Annotated in this window: 15 protein-coding genes and 1 other RNA gene; 6 read left to right on the top strand and 10 right to left on the bottom strand. The window is 65.8% G+C overall.

The window, feature by feature from the left end:
* Nucleotides 1-106: 106 nt before the first annotated feature.
* Nucleotides 107-886: an N-acetylmuramoyl-L-alanine amidase gene (locus ACFLEY_RS10800; RefSeq protein WP_039185808.1), complete on the top strand. Its 780-nt coding sequence runs from the start codon at nucleotides 107-109 to the stop codon at nucleotides 884-886.
* A 113-nt stretch (nucleotides 887-999) separates the two neighbouring features.
* On the opposite strand, the gene ACFLEY_RS10795 is transcribed toward ACFLEY_RS10800, so the two are convergent.
* Together ACFLEY_RS10795 and ACFLEY_RS10790 are read right to left on the bottom strand one after the other, a co-directional pair.
* Nucleotides 1,000-2,238, bottom strand: a complete 1,239-nt coding sequence (locus ACFLEY_RS10795; protein WP_082755391.1) for an RNA polymerase sigma factor — start codon at nucleotides 2,236-2,238, stop codon at nucleotides 1,000-1,002.
* Nucleotides 2,235-2,585: a YciI family protein gene (locus tag ACFLEY_RS10790; protein ID WP_011089353.1), complete on the bottom strand. Its 351-nt coding sequence runs from the start codon at nucleotides 2,583-2,585 to the stop codon at nucleotides 2,235-2,237. Before ACFLEY_RS10790 ends, ACFLEY_RS10795 begins: the two co-directional genes overlap by 4 nt.
* A 148-nt stretch (nucleotides 2,586-2,733) precedes the next feature.
* On the opposite strand from ACFLEY_RS10790, the gene rnpB reads away from it, so the two are divergent.
* Nucleotides 2,734-3,160: RNase P RNA component class A (rnpB, locus tag ACFLEY_RS10785), an RNA gene on the top strand.
* A 247-nt stretch (nucleotides 3,161-3,407) separates the two neighbouring features.
* Here rnpB and ACFLEY_RS10780 read toward each other — a convergent pair.
* Together ACFLEY_RS10780 and ACFLEY_RS10775 are read right to left on the bottom strand one after the other, a co-directional pair.
* Complete coding sequence (locus ACFLEY_RS10780; protein WP_060912673.1) at nucleotides 3,408-4,121, bottom strand: alpha/beta fold hydrolase; 714 nt, start codon at nucleotides 4,119-4,121, stop codon at nucleotides 3,408-3,410.
* A 70-nt stretch (nucleotides 4,122-4,191) separates the two neighbouring features.
* Entirely contained in the window at nucleotides 4,192-4,620 is a 429-nt protein-coding gene (locus ACFLEY_RS10775; RefSeq protein ID WP_060912674.1) for a DUF983 domain-containing protein, read from the bottom strand.
* Between the two features lie 79 nt (nucleotides 4,621-4,699).
* Here ACFLEY_RS10775 and ACFLEY_RS10770 point away from each other — a divergent pair, with 79 nt between their 5' ends.
* Nucleotides 4,700-6,070 carry a PLP-dependent aminotransferase family protein gene (locus tag ACFLEY_RS10770; RefSeq protein ID WP_060908610.1) on the top strand — a complete coding sequence of 457 codons (1,371 nt, stop codon included), beginning with the start codon at nucleotides 4,700-4,702 and terminating at the stop codon, nucleotides 6,068-6,070.
* Between the two features lie 7 nt (nucleotides 6,071-6,077).
* Here the strand turns inward: ACFLEY_RS10770 and ACFLEY_RS10765 are convergent, their stop codons facing one another.
* A complete protein-coding gene (locus ACFLEY_RS10765; RefSeq protein WP_039186092.1) occupies nucleotides 6,078-6,338 on the bottom strand; it encodes a hypothetical protein in 261 nt (86 codons plus the stop codon).
* Nucleotides 6,339-6,565: 227 nt separating this feature from the next.
* Between ACFLEY_RS10765 and ACFLEY_RS10760 the strand changes: the two genes are divergently transcribed.
* Nucleotides 6,566-7,309, top strand: a complete 744-nt coding sequence (locus ACFLEY_RS10760) for a sulfite exporter TauE/SafE family protein (RefSeq protein WP_028176257.1) — start codon at nucleotides 6,566-6,568, stop codon at nucleotides 7,307-7,309.
* A gap of 32 nt (nucleotides 7,310-7,341) precedes the next feature.
* On the opposite strand, the gene ACFLEY_RS10755 is transcribed toward ACFLEY_RS10760, so the two are convergent.
* The 4 genes from ACFLEY_RS10755 to ACFLEY_RS10740 all read right to left on the bottom strand — a co-directional run bounded on the left by ACFLEY_RS10755 (nucleotide 7,342) and on the right by ACFLEY_RS10740 (nucleotide 13,995).
* Entirely contained in the window at nucleotides 7,342-8,748 is a 1,407-nt protein-coding gene (locus tag ACFLEY_RS10755) for an MATE family efflux transporter (RefSeq protein WP_060908611.1), read from the bottom strand.
* A 70-nt stretch (nucleotides 8,749-8,818) separates the two neighbouring features.
* Nucleotides 8,819-10,618: an ABC transporter ATP-binding protein gene (locus ACFLEY_RS10750; protein ID WP_060908612.1), complete on the bottom strand. Its 1,800-nt coding sequence runs from the start codon at nucleotides 10,616-10,618 to the stop codon at nucleotides 8,819-8,821.
* A 447-nt stretch (nucleotides 10,619-11,065) separates the two neighbouring features.
* Complete coding sequence (locus ACFLEY_RS10745) at nucleotides 11,066-12,649, bottom strand: DHA2 family efflux MFS transporter permease subunit (RefSeq protein WP_060908613.1); 1,584 nt, start codon at nucleotides 12,647-12,649, stop codon at nucleotides 11,066-11,068.
* Nucleotides 12,650-12,678: 29 nt separating this feature from the next.
* On the bottom strand, nucleotides 12,679-13,995 hold the full coding sequence (locus ACFLEY_RS10740; protein WP_060908614.1) for an HlyD family secretion protein: 1,317 nt from the start codon (nucleotides 13,993-13,995) through the stop codon (nucleotides 12,679-12,681).
* 195 nt (nucleotides 13,996-14,190) lie between these two features.
* Between ACFLEY_RS10740 and ACFLEY_RS10735 the strand changes: the two genes are divergently transcribed.
* Both ACFLEY_RS10735 and ACFLEY_RS10730 read left to right on the top strand, forming a co-directional pair.
* Complete coding sequence (locus tag ACFLEY_RS10735) at nucleotides 14,191-14,826, top strand: TetR/AcrR family transcriptional regulator (protein WP_060908615.1); 636 nt, start codon at nucleotides 14,191-14,193, stop codon at nucleotides 14,824-14,826.
* 55 nt (nucleotides 14,827-14,881) lie between these two features.
* Nucleotides 14,882-15,223, top strand: a complete 342-nt coding sequence (locus tag ACFLEY_RS10730; protein WP_028176263.1) for a DUF6665 family protein — start codon at nucleotides 14,882-14,884, stop codon at nucleotides 15,221-15,223.
* Nucleotides 15,224-15,257: 34 nt separating this feature from the next.
* On the opposite strand, the gene ACFLEY_RS10725 is transcribed toward ACFLEY_RS10730, so the two are convergent.
* Nucleotides 15,258-16,472, bottom strand: a complete 1,215-nt coding sequence (locus tag ACFLEY_RS10725) for an extensin family protein (RefSeq protein ID WP_060908616.1) — start codon at nucleotides 16,470-16,472, stop codon at nucleotides 15,258-15,260.
* Nucleotides 16,473-16,740 lie beyond the last annotated feature (268 nt).

Raw genomic sequence — 16,740 nt, 5'->3', positions numbered from 1 at the left:
TCTCCTATTCCGACTTGAGCTGTTTATGTCGTCCGGTTCGTCCACGCCATCTGGTTCTGATTCGAAGCGTCAACGCGTTCTCCCGGTTCCCAAGGCCGCGGCGAACATGCGGACGTTCGAGCCGGATTCGTCGATCGTCTCCGACATCATTCCTTCGCCGAACCATGGCGAGCGCAGCAAGGGACGCCAGCCGGACATGATCGTGCTGCATTACACCGGCATGCCCGACGTCGAGGGCGCGCTGGCGCGGCTGTGCACGGCGGGGACGGAAGTGTCGGCGCATTACGTCGTGCTCGAGGACGGCCGCATCGTGCAATGCGTGCCCGAGGCGAGGCGCGCCTGGCACGCCGGCGTCTCGTCCTGGGCCGGCGAGGACGACGTCAACTCCTGCTCGATCGGCATCGAGATCGTCAATCGCGGCCACGACTGGGGCTATCCGGAGTTTCCGCTGCGCCAGATCGCCGCCGTGATCGCGCTGTGCCGCGGCATCATGCTGCGCCGAAAAGTGCCGGCGCACCGCGTGCTCGGCCATTCCGACGTTGCGCCCGCGCGCAAGAAGGATCCCGGCGAGAAATTTCCGTGGCATTCGCTGGCCAATTCCGGCGTCGGGCACTGGGTCACGCCCACGCCCGTCGTGCGCGGCGAGAGCCTGATGCTCGGCACCATCAGCGACGAGGTGCTGAGCCTGCAGCAGGCGCTCGCGCGATACGGTTATGGCGTGCCGCTGACCGGCAAATACGACGCCGCGACCATGGAGGTCGTCACCGCCTTCCAGCGCCATTTCCGCCCGGCACGGCTGGATGGTGTTGCGGACCATTCGACACTGTCGACCTTGCAGGCGCTCCTGGCGAGCCTGCCGGACGGGACGGCGGTCGCGTCGAAGTGACGGCGTAGCCGTCATTCCGGGGCGCACGAAGTGCGAACTATGGTGCGCAATTGCGCACCTGAGAATCTCGAGATTCCGGGTTCGATGCTTCGCATCGCCCCGGAATGACGGTGCTAGTTGCCCATCTCCCTCATCCTTCGCGCATAGAGCCGCCGCAGCGGCTCCAGCTGCGTCGCTGCCGTCGCCGCGACATACGCCTCGCGCGCCTCGTCCTTGCGGCCGAGCCGTCGCAACAGATCCGCGCGCACCGCGGGCAGCAGCTCGTAGCCGCCAAGCCCGCCGCGTGCGGTGATCGCGTCGACGAGATCGAGCGCGCGCGCCGGGCCGTCGACCATCGAGATTGCGGCGGCGTGGTTAAGCTCGATCACCGGCGAAGGATTGATCCGCAGCAGCACCTCATAGAGCCCGCCGATCTGCGGCCAGTCGGTCGCCTCAAAGCTCGGCGCGCGCGCATGCAGCGCGGCGATCGCGGCCTGCACCGCATAGGGTTGCGGCCGGCCGGGTATGCGCAGTGCGTCGTCCACGAGACGCAGACCTTCCTCGATCTGCACGCAATTCCAGAGCGAACGATCCTGCTCTTCCAGCAGAACGACGTCGCCGGCTGCGGTCTCGCGCCCGGCGCGGCGCGCGTCGTGCAGCAGCATCAAGGCCAGCAGGCCCTTGATCCCGGCCCGGTCAGGCATCAGCCGGTCGAGCAAACGGCCGAGCCTGATGGCTTCGACCGCGAGATCCGGCCGCATCAGGTCTGCGCCCGAGGTTGCGACATAGCCTTCGGTGAAGACGAGATAGATGACGGCGAGCACGCCGTCGAGCCGCTGCGCCAGCGCGTCGCGTTCGGGCACCTCATAGGGAATGCCGGCGAGCCTGATCTTCTGCTTGGCGCGGACGAGGCGCTGCGCCATTGCATCCTCGCCGACGAGGAACGCGCGCGCGACCTGCGCAGTCGAGAGGCCGCAGACGGTGCGCAGCATCAGCGCGACCTGGACCTCCGGCGCGAACGCGGGATGGCAGCAGGTGAAGATCAGCCGCAGCATGTCGTCGTCGAGCGTCGCCGGAGGCTCGTCGGGCGCCTGCGCGTTGAGCTCGAACTCATGCACGAACGCCTGCTGCTTGCCGCGGAACACGGCCTGCCGCCGGATGCGATCAATCGCCTTGTTGCGGCCGACATTGACGAGCCAGGCGCGCGGATTATCGGGCACCTCGCCCGCCGACCAGCGTTCGAGCGCGACCGCGAAGGCATCCTGGAGTGCGTCCTCGGCGAGATCGAAATCGCCGACGAGGCGGATCAGCGTGGCAAGCACCCGCCCCGCCTCGTCGCGAAAGATCCGAGCGATGTCGGCAGGAGAGATCACTTGTAGATCATGACCGGCCTGACCTCGATGGATCCCTCCTTGGCCCCGGGAATCCGCGCGGCCAGCCCAATGGCGGTGTCGAGATCCTTGGCCTCGACCAGATAGTAGCCGCCGAGTTGCTCGCGGGTCTCGGCGAACGGACCGTCGGTGGTCAGGGTCTTGCCATCGCGCACGCGCACGGTGGTCGCGGTCGTGGTCGGCTGAAGCCCGTCGCCGGCCTTGAAATGGCCGCTCTGGACGATGGACTGCGTATAAGTGCCGTACTCCGCCGACATCGCCTGACGGTCTGCGGGGGTCATCTTGCTCAATTCCGCTTCGCTCCGGTAGATCAGCAGCAGATACTGCATCGCTTAACTCCTGTTGTTCGGGGGATCACCGACATCCAGTCGAACGGGGCGCACATCGAACGACATCTTCAGGATAAATTATTTGCAGATCGCGTCCGCGACGATCTCGGCTTGACGAAACCGTCCCAAATGCCCATGCCTGACCCCGTCAGTCGGCCGGACGGCCGCTCCGGCAACGGTCGAAAGGCCGCCGGGGAGGAAAGTCCGGGCTCCCTTGACATACGGTGCCGGATAACGTCCGGCGGGGGCAACCCCAGGGAAAGTGCCACAGAGAACGAACCGCCCTGCTTCGCCTTCGGGCTTCGCAGGGTAAGGGTGAAAAGGTGCGGTAAGAGCGCACCGCGGCTGCGGCAACGGAGCCGGCATGGTAAACCCCACCGGGAGCAAAACCGAATAGGGACGGCGTAGCGGGCTGTTCGCGCAAGCGATAACGCCGCGGGGCGATGTCAGGCCCGCCGTCCGGGTAGGTTGCTCGAGACCATGTGCAAACATGGCCCCAGAGGAATGGCCGTCACGTATCGTGCGCGCAAGCGGACGGTGCCCTACAGAACCCGGCTTACAGGCCGGCTGATGTTCTAAAGCGTTTTCGAGCGAAGTGGTTTTTCCGGCTCGCGTGAAGAAAACGCGTCTTACTAAGAAGTGACGAGGGGTTCGATGCTGACCGCATCGGACCCCTCACCATTTTGTCCGAGCGCGCAGCCATTCAAATGGTGTCATTCCGGGGCTCGCGAAGCGAGAACCCGGAATCCATCAGGCGGCAGAGACGGAGGAGAGATGGATTCCGGGTTCGTGCTGCGCACGCCCCGGAATGACGGCTGTGGGTCAGGCGGCGATCTCGTTCAACACGCCCATCAACGCCGCCGGCGCCGTCACGTTCGGCGCATGACTCGCGTCGAGCTCGAAATAGCGCCAGCCATCCTCGTTCTTGGTGCGCTTCGCGAACTGCCCGAACACGTCGCCCGGCGGAATGCGCGTGCAATAGATGTAGCTGCGCGGCATGGCCGGCTCGCCATGCTCCAGCTTCAACTTCGTCTCGAAGCATTTGATCGGCATGTTGATGCGGCGCGCGTTGAGCCAGTCGAGATCGGCCTGCGGCGTATCCGGCGGCGGCGGGTTTGGCGGGATGCGGTAGCCATCGCCGGCGGCCGCCGCCTTGCGCATCGGCTCGCGCCCGCTCTCGTTGAGATCGAGCAGCAACTGGCCGTTGCGCGGCACGAAGGCATCGAGATAGACCAGTTGCGTCACGCGCTCGCGTGCGCGGTCAGCAACGCCTGTCGCGACCATGCCGCCATAGCTGTGGCCGAGCAGCACGATATCGCTGAGGTCCTCGAATTTGATGACGTTGAGGATGTCCTGGATGTGCGTCTCGAGGTCAATCGAAGGATTGGCCAGATGCGAACGCTCGCCGAGCCCGGTGTAGGTCGGCGCGACCAGGCGGTGGCCCGCCTGCGCCATCAGCGGATGCATCTTCTTCCAGGCCCATCCGCCGGACCACGCGCCGTGACAGAGCAGGAAGGTCTTCGCGCGTGCGGCCATCGGCGTTTCCATCGTTCTTGTTTGTACGATGGAGTGTAGCGGCCGCGCGCGCGATGTAAACGCTACCCGCTCAGACCGCGCGCGTATTCACTTTTGCGAGGACGAGCGCACCGGCTTCGCGCCGCAACTTGCCAGCCTCAAAGCCATGCATGCCGATCTGCCATTGCAGGCCGACGATGGCGCCTTTGGTCGGTTGCAGCAACGCAAGCGAAGCGAACAGCGTCACCGGCAGCCACACGGCCAACTGCAGCCAGACCGGCGGTGCATAGGCGGTCTCGACCGCGAGGATCGCCGGGACCACGAGATGACCGAGCACGACCATGACGAGATAGGCCGGAAAGTCATCGGCGCGCTGATGGAACAGCTCTTCGCCGCAATGATCGCAGCTGTCTGCCACTTTCAGGAAGCGTCCGAACATGTGTCCTTCGCCGCAGTTCGGGCACTTGCCGCGAAAACCGCGCCACATCGCCTTTGCCAGGGAAACCGAACCGGTCGTCATGACGACACCTCTTCCGTTCTGATGATCCATACAATAATATCCTGCATCCATACATTCAAAGGATATGGGCCTAAATTGCATGGATTGGACCCCTACAATCTCGGAGCTGAGCGGGCCGCGCTACCAGCGCATCGTCGATGCCATGGAGGCCGACATCGCAGCCGGCCGGCTGGTGCGCGGCCAGCAGCTGCCGACGCAGCGCGCGCTGGCCAAGGCGCTTGACATCGACCTCACCACGGTGACGCGCGCCTACACCGAGGCGCGGCGCCGCGGCATCCTGGAGGCCCGGGTCGGCCAGGGCTCGTTCGTATCGGAGACCAGCGCGCGCCGCGCGGTCGATCTGCCGCATCCCGTCGCGATCGACCTCTCGATGAATGTGCCGCCGCATCCGCTCGAGGCACAACTCGACGAGCGCATCGTCGCAGGGCTGGAAGCTCTCCGCGCCCAATCGGGCCTGACCGCGTTCCTGAACTACCAGCCACCCGGCGGCAGCGTGCATGAGCGGGAGGTCGCAGCGCGCTGGATGCGCGCACGCGTCCCGCACGCGCATGCCGACAGGCTCGTGATCTTTCCCGGCACGCAGACCATCCTGTTCAACCTGCTCGCCCATCTCGCGCGGCCCGGTGACATCGTGCTCACGGAAGCGCTCACCTTCCCCGGCATCAAGGCCGCCGCGGCGCGGCTCGGCATCAAGCTCGTCGGCGTCGCCATGGATGACGGCGGCATCCTGCCCGATGCACTGGCGAAGGCCTGCCGTGTCCACAAGCCGAAGGCCGTCTATCTCATCCCGACGCTGCACAATCCGACCACCGCGACGCTTCTCCCCGAACGACGCAGCGCGATCGCAAGGATCATCCGCGATGCCGATACGCTCCTGATCGAGGACGACGCCTACGGGCTGCTCGACCGCTCTGCAGCGCCGATCGCCAATCTCATTCCGGAGCGGACGTATCTCGCGACCACGCTGTCAAAATGCATCGCGCCGGCACTGCGTCTCGCTTATCTCGTGACTCCCGACAACGCCGCGCAGCAGGAGATGCGTTCTTATTTGCAGGCCACCGTGCAGATGCCGGCGCCGCTGATGGTCGCGCTGGTGACGCATTGGCTCGAAACCGGCATCGCCGATCGCATCATCACCGCCATTCGCAACGAGGCAGTAGGCCGCCAGCAACTCGCGCAGCGCGCACTGAAAGGCCTTCAGTTTCTGGCCAAGCCCGCGGCCCATCATCTGTGGCTGCGGCTGCCGGAGGGCCGCCCCGATGTCGCGGCGCATCTGCTACGGAATGGACTCGCGGTCGTGGCCGGCGATGCCTTCACCGTCGACGGGACACCGCCGCATGCGGCACGCATCTCGCTGGGCGCAGCGCGCAACAGGGCGGAATTGACGGAGGCGTTGCGCATCCTGGTCGGCGCGCTGCACAAGCCCGCCGACACAAGGCAGATCGTCTAGCAGAAACCTATTGATGCTGGCGGCGATGGCGCGGGCGGACGACCGGCGTCATGCCTGACGGATAGGCCGCATAGGCCTCGCTCGGTGCCACCGTCTCGCCACGGGCTGCGCGTGCCGCGGGTGTGAGCTGGCCGCCATTGAGCACGTCGCGGTCGGGATGGGCGGCCTGATAGGCCGCGGGCTCCGAAAACTGCGCCTGTGCCAATGTCGGCATCAACGCCGCCGCCGACAGCAGCGCGGCCGCAACGGCAATGTTGGTGCGGGTCATGGTCATTCTCCACCTTCTTATTCGGGGCTGTCCGATCGGAGCGCACGATGGCGTCGGCGGGCCTTTGGATTGAAGTACGACCATCATGTAGGCATGTCTTTCCCAAAAGCCCGACGCCGCAGATCACGCCTGCGTGCAGCATGGATTGACCTGCACGGCCGCACCCGTGCTATGCGGGCGGTGGCGATCAACAGTTCGGGATCGCCGGTGGCGACAAGGACAATCCGTTGGAAACCTACGGTTACGCGCTGCTGCCGCTCGGCGCATTGGCCGGCGGCTTCGTCTCGGGCCTGGCCGGGTTCGGCACGGCGCTGATGGCGCTCGGCATCTGGCTCTACGTGCTGCCGCCCTCGCTCGCGGTGCCCCTGGTGCTGATCTGCTCGGTGATCGCCCAGACCTCGACGCTGCCGTCGATGTGGAAGAGTTTTGACCTCTCGCTGGTCTGGCCGTTCCTGATCGGCGGGCTGATCGGGGTGCCGCTGGGGACCATGATGGTCGCCTCCGCCGATCCCAAGGTGTTCAAGCTGAGCATCGGCGTGCTGCTGCTGATCTTCTCGAGCGCGCTGTATCTGAACAAGAGGCCGCTCGCCATCACGTTCGGCGGCCGGATCGCCGACGGTGCGATCGGCTTTGCCGGCGGCATTCTGGGCGGCCTTGCCGGATTGTCGGGGCCGCTGCCGATCCTGTGGGCCAACATCCGCGGCTGGAACAAGCACGAGCGGCGCGGCATCTTCCAGCTCTTCAATTTCACCGTGCTCGCCACCGCGCTGGTGTTGCAGACGGCATCGGGCCTCGTCGCCTTCAAGGTGGTCTGGCTCGCGCTGGTCGCGTTTCCCGGCACGTTGATCGGCGCATGGGCCGGCGCACGCGTCTATCACGCGCTGAGCGACAAGCACTTTGGCGATGTCGTGCTCGGTCTGCTGTTCCTGTCGGGGCTCGGCCTCGTCTGGAACAGCCTTGGTGCGCATTAGCCTTCCTTGCGTCGGCAGGTCACAAGCTGTCGCTACGCAGGGACGCGCGCAGGAGGCGTGACGGGCTCGGGCTCGACCTGCTTCGAAGCCTCGTCCTGCCGGAGCGGCGCCAGGCGTTTGTCGAACTCGCGGCGCAGCAGCCACAGGCTCAAGCCCGCTTGGAGCGTGGTCGCCGCGATCGACAGGTACCAGACGTACTCCATGCGGAAGCCCGGACGCGTCGAGAGCCAGATCGCCGGCAGCGAATAGGTGAACACGCGCGTCGCCGAACTCAGCAGTACCGGCTTGGTGTTGCCGAGGCCCTGGAACATGCTCGAGCAGGTGAAGATCAGGCCCTGCGCCACCATGTTGAGCGAGATGATCCGCAGGAACAGATAGGCGATCGCCATTGTCTCCCGGTCGTTCGAGAACCCGGCGAGCAGCAGCTCCGGCTTCGTTTGCGCCAGGATCATGAAGCCGATCATCACGGCGGAGGTGATCAACGCCGACTTGACGAAGGTCTCCCGCACGCGCGCCCCGTTGGCAGCGCCGACGTTCTGGCCGGCGATCGGCCCCGCGGCCAGCGCAACGGCAAGCGCCGGCATCTGGATCAGGGCCAGCACGCGCTGGCCGATGCCGAATCCCGCCTGAGCCGCGGCGCCGAAATCGCCCAGCACGTAGTAAACCACCGCCATGAAGATGAACATCATCGCGAATTCGCCGCCGGCCGGCAGGCCGACATTGAGGATGCGCTTCAAGTGATGCGGCTGCGGACGCCACTGCGCCGGGTTGAAGGCGACGTAGCGCTCGGCCTTGCGGAAATGCGCCAGCAGAATCAGGACACCGATGGCCACCGCGATCGAGCTCGCCAGCCCCGCTCCGGCGACACCAAGCGCATGGCCGGTGCCCCAGCCCGAGATCAGCACCGGCGCCAGTGCGATGTTGATGGCGACAGCGAGCACCCGCACCAGCATCGCGGGGCGCACGATGCCGGTCGCCCGCAGCGCCGATGCCAGCACTTGCATCGCGAATTCCAGAGCGAGCGCCGGCATGAACCATAGCAGATAAGTGGTCCCCGCCTCGATCGTGGGCTGGTCCGCGGCGATCGCACGCATGTAGGGGCGCGACAGCGCCGCGCCCATGACCAGGGTCAGCACGCCGAACAGCACCGACAGCGCGATCGCCTGGTTGAAGATCAGATTGGCATCCGGCCGATCCTTGCGGCCCACGGCATGCGCGATCAGCGCCACCGTGCCGACGCCGAGCACCTGCATCAGCGCGTTGATGAGAAAGCCCGCATTGCCGGCCGCGGCGACGCCCGCAACGGCCGCATCGCCCAGTCCCGACACGAAGTACAAATCGACCAGCTGGCAGATCATGATCGTGACCATGCCGACCATGATCGGAGGCGCCATGGCCAGGATGTGTCGCACGATGGAGCCGTTCGTCAGGTCTTTCATCTCATTCCATCCTTGGCGCATTCCGTGGGCGGCGTGACGGCGGGACTTTCGTCCCGCCGCCGCGCGCCTCTCATTCCGCTGCTGCGAGGTGCCCGAGGTCCACCACCTGGCGCTCGAACAGGCCGCGATAGATGCCGCCGGGCTTGCCTGCGAGCACGGCGTGGGTGCCCTGCTCGACGATCTCGCCGCGGTCGAACACCAGGATCCGATCGAGGCTGCGCACCGTCGACAGCCGGTGCGCGATCACGATCGAGGTGCGCCCCTTCATCAGCCGCTCCATCGCCTGCTGGATCAGCGCTTCGGATTCCGAATCGAGGCTCGACGTCGCCTCGTCCAGGATCAGCACCGGCGCGTCCGCCAGGAAGGCGCGCGCCAGCGCCACGCGCTGCCGCTCGCCGCCCGACAGCTTCACGCCGCGCTCGCCGACGAGCGTGCCGTAGCCCTTGGGCAGACGCAGGATGAAGTCGTGCGCATTGGCCAGCCGCGCCGCCTGCTCGATCGCCTCCAGGCTGGCGCCGGGCCAGCCATAGGCGATGTTCTCGGCGAGCGAGCGGTGAAACAGGATCGGGTCCTGCTGCACGATCGCGATCTGGCTGCGCAGCGATTGCTGCGTAGCGAGCGCGATGTCCTGGCCGTCGATCAGCACGCGACCACCGGAGACGTCGTAGAGCCGCTGCACCAGCTTGACGAAGGTGGTCTTGCCGGAGCCGGAGCGGCCGACCAGGCCAACCCGCTCGCCGGCGCGGATCGTGACCGACAGGCCGTCGTACAGCGGCGCGCGGTGGCCGCCATAGTGGAACGTGACGTCGTCGAACGCGATCTCGCCGCCCTCGATCGCGATCGGCCGCGCGTCCGGCGCATCGACAATCCCGATCGGCTCGTCATGGATCGCCACCAGTTCGTCCATGTCGTTGACCGAGCGCTGCAGGTTGTTGATGTGCATGCCGACGTCGCGCAGATATGCGTGGATGACGTAGTAGCTCGTCAGCACATAGGTGACGTCGCCGGGCGAGGCATGCCCGCTCATCCACAGCAGCACCGAGCCGCCGATCACGGACGCACGCAAGGCCAGCAGCAACGAGAGCTGCGCCATGGCCGTGTAGTTGTAGCGAAACCAGGTCCGCCGCACCCGAACGCGCCAGCGGTTGATGACGCGGGCGAGCCGCGTATCCTCGCGCAGCTCGGCGCCAAAGGATTTCACCACGGCGTTGCAGGTCAGCGCGTCCGCCAGCGTGCCGCCGACCTTGGTGTCCCAGGCGTTGGAGATTCGCGCGGCCGGCGCGATGTAGCGCGTCGAGAACAGCACTGTGATGGCGACGTAGAAAAGCGCTCCCACCGCGATCACCGCGCCGAGCGAGGCCCAGTGCAGGCCGATCAGGACCATGGAGCCGATCAACACCAGCAGAGACGGCGCCAACGCCATCAGGATGGTGTCGTTGAGCAGGTCGAGCGCCCACATGCCGCGGGTGATCTTGCGCACCGTGGAGCCGGCAAAGGAGTTGGCGTGCCAGTCGGTCGAGAAGCGCTGCACACGCGTGAAGGCGCCCTGGGCGACGTCCGACATGATCTTGAGCGTGAACGGGACGATCGCCTGGAGACCGATCAACCTCAGCACCACGGAGGCCGCACCGAGCGCCACGATGGCGCCGAACGCAACCAGCGCCCCGTGGCGCGCGTCAGGATCGGACGAACCGCGTGTCAGCGCATCGACCAGATGTCCGGAGAAGACCGGCATGAACAGGTCGGCGACGGTCGCGCCCAGCAGGCCACCGGCCACGATCAGGCCGCGACCGGGCTGGTTCAGCCAGTGCCGGAACACGAAGGGCAACACCACGCGTATCGCCGCGGGCCTTTTTGAGAGAGAGGTCATGACATCATCCAGCCGCTTTTGGCGCGGGCCGGCTCCATCAACGGACGCAAGTCGGCCACGAAGGGCAGACGGCGTCACTCACAGGTGATTTTGACTTGGGGAAGTGGGGCGATCGGGACTCGTGACCCGATCGAATCTGGCGGAAGAGGCCTCTAACAGGCCGCCGACATACCGAACCAGAACAACGAACGCGGGCGAACGATCTGCGAATGCGACGAAATCATGCAAATCCCTCCCGGTTCGATTGAATGAGGTGCGCTTTATAGATGTGCCGTTCGCGGTTTGCAACGGGGCCCGCGCGAGATCACGAACGAGTGTTGCAATTTGGTTCGCAGCTGCCGTCGATCTCATCTTCCACTGTCATGCCCCGCGAAGGCGGGGCATCCAGTACGCCGCAGCCTCTCGGCTCAACCACTACCGTCCCGGGCGACGACAGCGTGCGTGGCGTCAGTGCGCGTCGCCGCCGCCGGTCATCGAGGCCGGCTTGTTCAGCAGCGTGACCAACAGGCTGAGGCCGAGATAGAACAGCGTCAGCATGAAGAAGGCATCGCCGAAGCTCATCACCACGGCCTGGCGGTGCACCAGCTGCGAGAGCTGCCTCATCGCCATCAGCGCGGAATCGCCGAGCCCCTGGAACTTCTGCATGAACATGGTCAGGGTTTCGGTCGCGGTCGCATTGCCCCAGGTCACGCGCTCCTGGAGGCGCGTGATGTGCAGGTCGGTGCGGTCGTTGAGCACGGTGTTGATGACGGCGAGCCCGACCGCGCCGCCGAGATTGCGCATCAGGTTGAACAGGCCGCTTGCGTTCTTCACCCGGTCAGGGGCCAACGTGCCGAGCGCGATGTTGTTGGTCGGCACCATCGCGAACATCATGCCGACGCCGCGCAGGATCTGCGGCACCAGCAACTCGTAGAAATCGTAGTCGCGGGTGATCCAGGTCATCTGGTAGGAGCCGATCGCGAACACGACGAGGCCGAAGGCGATCATGTAGCGCATGTCGATCTTCACCATGAGACGACCGACCAGCGGCGCGACCAGGAACATGGTGATGCCCGACACGAACATGGTCTCGCCGATCATCAGCGCGCTGTAGCCGCGCACCTCGGCGAGATAGCGCGGATAGATGTAGGTCAGGCCGTAGAGGCCGATGCCGATGCAGAATTGGAGCACGCAGCCGACCGCAAAGTTGCGGTTGGAGAAGGTGCGCAGATTGACGATCGGCTCGGCCGCCGTGAAGACGCGCCAGAAGAACGCGATCGCCGAGATGGCGCAGATCCAGGCGCAGATCGCCACTGTCGTGTCCTGCAGCCATTCATATTGCGGGCCTTCCTCCAGCACGTATTCCAGCGTGCCGAGGAAGCCGGCCATGAACAGCAGGCCCCACCAGTCGAAGCGGTCGAGCAATTCGAAATGCGGCTCGTCGAAATCGACCAGCGCCAGCACGCCCAAGGTAATGGCGATGCCGGGCACGACGTTGATGAAGAACAGCCAGTTCCACGACATCAGGTCGGTGATGTAGCCGCCGACGGTCGGCCCGATCGTGGGAGCCAGGGTCGCGACCAGCCCGATGATGGGACCGACGATGTGGAATTTCGAGCGCGGGAACACGGTGTAGGCCGAGGCGAACACGGTCGGGATCATGCCGGCGCCGAGAAAGCCCTGGAGCGCACGCCAGAGGATCATCTCCTCGATGGTGGTGGCAAAGCCGCAGAGCAGGCTCGAGGCGGTGAAGCCCGCGGCCGAGATCGCGAACAAGAGCCGCGTGCCGAAGGCGCGCGACAGGAAACCCGACAGCGGGATCGCGATGACTTCGGCGATCAGATAGGCGGTCTGGACCCAGGAGACTTCGCTCGAGCTCGCCGACAGGCCGGCCTGGATTTCACTGAGGGACGCCGAGACGATCTGGATGTCCAGGATCGACATGAACATCCCGAACACCATGATGATGAAGGCGAACAGCCGCTTCGGCGCGATGCGCTCCGAAGCGGGGGCCGCCATCATCTCAGGTGAAGCAGTCGTGGCATTGGCCATGGTCCGACCTCGCAGCGTTTAAGGTGCTCTTACTGCGGATGGATCATGGTGGGATCGTCGAGATCGACCTCGCTGTCGGCGTCGGCCGCGCCCTTGTTGGTGTCGACGGTCGCGTAGACCGACATGCCGGCGCGGAGCAGGTTCTGCTTCGCCACCGACTTCGGCACGCGGATGCGGACCGGCACGCGCTGCACGATCTTGGTGAAATTGCCGGTGGCGTTGTCCGGCGGCAGCAGCGTGAACACCGAGCCCGCGCCCGCCGCGATGCTCTCGACGACGCCGGAGAACTTGCGCATGCCATAGGCATCGACCTTGATCGTCACCGGCTGGCCGGGGCGGATGCGCTTGAGCTGCGTTTCCTTGAAGTTGGCGTCGATATAGACGTCGTCGAGCGGCACGACGTTGCCGAGCCGCTGGCCGACCGCGACGAAGTCGCCGGCGCTGACGAGGCGATTCGAGAACGTGCCGTTGACCGGCGCGCGCACCGCGGTGAAGGCGAGATCGCGCTCGGCCTTGGCGAGCGAGGTCTTGAGCTCGGCAAGCTGGGCCTGGGCTTCGGCCTGCTGCGCCTTGGTGACGTCGACGTTGCTGACGGCGACGTCATAGGCGGCCTGCGCGGCCTTGACCGCGGCGGCGCCCTGGTCGCGTCCGGCTTCCGAGCTCTCGAAGGTGGCGCGCGAGGCAAAGCCCTTGCTGCTCAGCGCCTGCTGGCGCTCATAATCGAGGTCGGCGCGCTTGAGGCCCGCTTCAGCCGAGACGAGCTGCGCCTTGGCCTGGGCAACCTGGCTCTCGAGCGCCGCGATCTGGCGACCGATGCGATCGATGGTGGCCTGCTGGGTCGCGATCCTGGTCGCGGCGGCATCGACCGCGATCTTGTAGTCGCCGTCGTCGATACGGAAGATGACGTCGCCGGCGCGCACCGTCGTGTTGTCGCCAGCAAGGATCGAGGAAATGTGGCCGGCAACGCGCGCGCCGAGCATGGTGTTGTTGGCGCGGACATAGGCGTCGTCGGTGGCGATGTAGAAGCGGCCGACCAGCGTGTAATAGCCGGCATAGCCGGCTGCCGCGAGCGCCAGCACGAGACCGACGCCCATCAGGACGAATTTGCGCTTGCCGGATTTCGGCGTGCCGCTGGCAGCGGGCGCGTCTGACCCGGGTGTGGCCGGCTTGTCGGTCACGGGCTTCCCCGGCGCCTCGCTGCGGCGCTTCGCTTCCTCGGCCACATGGGAGCGCAACTGCTCGGCGAGAACGGCGGACGTCTCGGTCACAGGTTCAACGTTCGCCGAATTCGTCTCCACCGTATCCTGGCGAAGGACGCGCGCAGCCTGGTCTCTCGATACGGCCATAAAGGCCTCCTCAAAAAAAAGCGCGATGAAGGACGGCCGCCTGCGGCGTGTTCCCCTCGCTTAACCCAAATATCATTGACCGAACCGTTCGGTCAATATACATAATATCAAGCGTCGGACCCTACTGGCCCGAATCCTTTATTTGCGTTTCATAGTTCGGCACCTCGTCCAGAAACCTTCCGAGACCCTGAACCAATGGTTGTAGCTGCCAGCGAACATCTGCACGTCATCCAGGAGGAGGACAGCTCCAAGCGCCGCCAGATCCTGGACGGGGCCCGCAAGGTGTTCATGGATCTCGGCTTCGACGGCGCCAGCATGGGCGAGATCGCGCGCGCGGCGCAGGTCTCCAAGGGCACGCTCTATGTCTACTTCGCCGACAAATGCGCGCTGTTCGAAGCCATCCTCGAGCAGGAGGCGCTACAGCACGGTCAGGTCGTGTTCAATTTCGATCCCGCCCGCGATGCCGAGACCACGCTGAATGAGTTCGGCCGGGCCTACATCCATCTGCTCTGCCGGCCGGGCGGCGGATCGGCGATCCGCACCGTGATGGCGATCGCCGAGCGCATGCCCGATGTCGGCCGCCGCTACTACGCGCGGGTGCTGGACAAGACCATCAACCGCCTCTCCGATTATCTCAAAGCCCACGCCGCCGCCGGCGATCTCACGATCGACGATTGCGACCTTGCCGCCTCGCAGTTCATGGAACTGTGCAAGGCCTCGCTCTTCCTGCCCTTCGTCTTCCAGGCCGCGCCCGCGCCGTCGGAAGAGCGCATGACCGAAGTGGTCGACAGCGCGACGCGGATGTTCCTGGCGGCGTACCGGGCGAAGTAACGGCGAGCACGCCACGCGTTGCGCATGCCGGTCTCGCGGCATTATATTTGCGGCCATGTCCCGTGATCTTCGCCCGCCTGTCGATATCCTCCATTATGAGATCGTCCAGGAACAGGCCTCGGCGCTTGGACGGATGGGCCGCACACTCGAGCAGAGCCTTGCGCGCTTGCGCGAGTTCGACGCCGCCCACGCAGCCTCGGGGACGCCGGCCTCGATGCAGGCGGCGAGGCGCAAGCTGGTGATGGAAGCCGGCCAGGCGCTCTGGATGTTCGTGGTGCAACGTGAGGCGTCCGGCTTGCGCGACAGCCGCCATATCATGCGCACCTACAACGTCCCCGGCGAGGTGCAGCTGTGCATGGGGGTGGTCCCCGCACCGTCGAAGCCGGCCTCGAAATGACATTCTGACTGCGTAGGGCTACTGGCAAACGCGCCTAATCGTCGGCGTACTCTTCTTCCTCCTGCTTGCGCGTCGTTGCCTTGCGCGCTCCGAGCGAGCCGGTGACATAGGGATCGCGCCTGCCGGCGTAAGGGTTGCGCTGCTGCGCGCGCCCGGCGACCTCTTCGCCGGAGACGGCGGCCGGCTGGCAGATCAGCCGGCGGCTGGCCCGGCGCATCAGATCGACGTGGATGTGATCGTAGTGATAGACGTTCGAGCCCGGCGCGAGCACCGTGGTGAAATGCGCGCACGCCCCTGACTGCACGTCGCGCAGAAAGCCCTGCTCTTCCGGCATGCCGCGCCAACCGTCCTTCACCGTGACGCGGCGGCCGTCGGCGAGCACGAAGGCGGCGATGTCGAGCGCGTTGCCGAAGGCATGCTCGGAAATGTGGGCGTGCGGATTGCCGTTCATGCCGCGGCAGGAATAGGCCGAGATCTGCTTGAGCTCGACGACGCGGGCGCCGAACCAGCGCATCGCCGACGGCTGCACGGTGTCGGCGAGCCAGCGGTCGAGCTCGGACACGATCGGACAGGCCAGCGTCGCGGTCGGCTTCACCGCGACGGGGCCGACGGCGGTGACGGGATTGCCCTGCGCGGGACCGAGCCGCGGCAGCGGCTGCTGCGCTGGCGCCTGCGAATAAGGTGCGGGACCGGGCTGCCGCGCCGGATAGCTCGGCGCATTCATGTAGCGCGCCGCGCCCGCGGCATCGGTGCCCTCGGGCGGCAGGTCGATCTCGTCTTCCTGCGGCGCCACGCCGGGCGCGTTCAGCGACATCGGCCCGGCCGAGGCGCCATAGCCGGACGGCTGGCGCACCGCGCTCTCGGGATAGTTCGACCGCTGCGGATAGGAGGATGCCGGACTATTCTGGCTCTGCGGATAATTCGATCGCGGCTGCGCCACCGGCCAGCGCGGCTGGCTGCCGACATTGCCCGGCGGGCGCAGCTCCTCGTCGGCAAAGCCGTAGCTGCTCGAGGCTTCGCCGATGGCGGCGACCTTGAGCGGAAACTCCGCGCCGCAACTGCCGGGCCCGGAGATCGGGTCGATGCGGACGATGTCCGCACTCTCTTTCACCGCGCCGGATTTCAGGCATGCGGCTTCCGCCTCGGCCCGCCACGGTTCACGTTCGGCCTGGAAGAAGCCGCGTCCGCAACCCGCTAGCGAAACAAGGACGATGGAGCCGACGAGATACAAACGAACTCCGCGCGTCATGCACGCACGTTCGGTGAATTTACTTAAAGACTCTTCAACGTGTTGATTTCAGCCTTCCTTAACCATGCCGGCCCCCGGCCGTGCGCCGGCTCCTGGGGATGAGCGACAGCAAGGCTGACTTTTTCACAACGTGACTTTCTGTTAACCATGTTGGTTGGGCGCGCGAGCGGCGGGAGCCTGCTCCAGCGGAGCATCCTCCAGCGCAGGATTCTTGGGAGCCAGGATTCTTGGGAGCAACGGCATGACGTTCGCCGGGAGACTGAGCGTG

Source organism: Bradyrhizobium sp. YCK136 (assembly GCF_044570075.1).
GTDB classification, from domain to species: Bacteria; Pseudomonadota; Alphaproteobacteria; order Rhizobiales; family Xanthobacteraceae; genus Bradyrhizobium; species Bradyrhizobium diazoefficiens.
This window is presented reverse-complemented; position numbering and strand designations above follow the sequence as displayed.

What these genes read in the sequence shown, in the direction of transcription:
- ACFLEY_RS10800 (WP_039185808.1), top strand. Translation starts at nt 107, where the DNA reads ATGCGGACGTTCGAGCCGGATTCGTCGATCGTCTCCGACATCATTCCT.
- ACFLEY_RS10790 (WP_011089353.1), bottom strand. Translation starts at nt 2,585, where the DNA reads ATGCAGTATCTGCTGCTGATCTACCGGAGCGAAGCGGAATTGAGCAAG.
- ACFLEY_RS10780 (WP_060912673.1), bottom strand. Translation starts at nt 4,121, where the DNA reads ATGGCCGCACGCGCGAAGACCTTCCTGCTCTGTCACGGCGCGTGGTCC.
- ACFLEY_RS10775 (WP_060912674.1), bottom strand. Translation starts at nt 4,620, where the DNA reads ATGACGACCGGTTCGGTTTCCCTGGCAAAGGCGATGTGGCGCGGTTTT.
- ACFLEY_RS10770 (WP_060908610.1), top strand. Translation starts at nt 4,700, where the DNA reads ATGGATTGGACCCCTACAATCTCGGAGCTGAGCGGGCCGCGCTACCAG.
- ACFLEY_RS10765 (WP_039186092.1), bottom strand. Translation starts at nt 6,338, where the DNA reads ATGACCCGCACCAACATTGCCGTTGCGGCCGCGCTGCTGTCGGCGGCG.
- ACFLEY_RS10755 (WP_060908611.1), bottom strand. Translation starts at nt 8,748, where the DNA reads ATGAAAGACCTGACGAACGGCTCCATCGTGCGACACATCCTGGCCATG.
- ACFLEY_RS10750 (WP_060908612.1), bottom strand. Translation starts at nt 10,618, where the DNA reads ATGACCTCTCTCTCAAAAAGGCCCGCGGCGATACGCGTGGTGTTGCCC.
- ACFLEY_RS10745 (WP_060908613.1), bottom strand. Translation starts at nt 12,649, where the DNA reads ATGGCCAATGCCACGACTGCTTCACCTGAGATGATGGCGGCCCCCGCT.
- ACFLEY_RS10740 (WP_060908614.1), bottom strand. Translation starts at nt 13,995, where the DNA reads ATGGCCGTATCGAGAGACCAGGCTGCGCGCGTCCTTCGCCAGGATACG.
- ACFLEY_RS10735 (WP_060908615.1), top strand. Translation starts at nt 14,191, where the DNA reads ATGGTTGTAGCTGCCAGCGAACATCTGCACGTCATCCAGGAGGAGGAC.
- ACFLEY_RS10730 (WP_028176263.1), top strand. Translation starts at nt 14,882, where the DNA reads ATGTCCCGTGATCTTCGCCCGCCTGTCGATATCCTCCATTATGAGATC.
- ACFLEY_RS10725 (WP_060908616.1), bottom strand. Translation starts at nt 16,472, where the DNA reads ATGACGCGCGGAGTTCGTTTGTATCTCGTCGGCTCCATCGTCCTTGTT.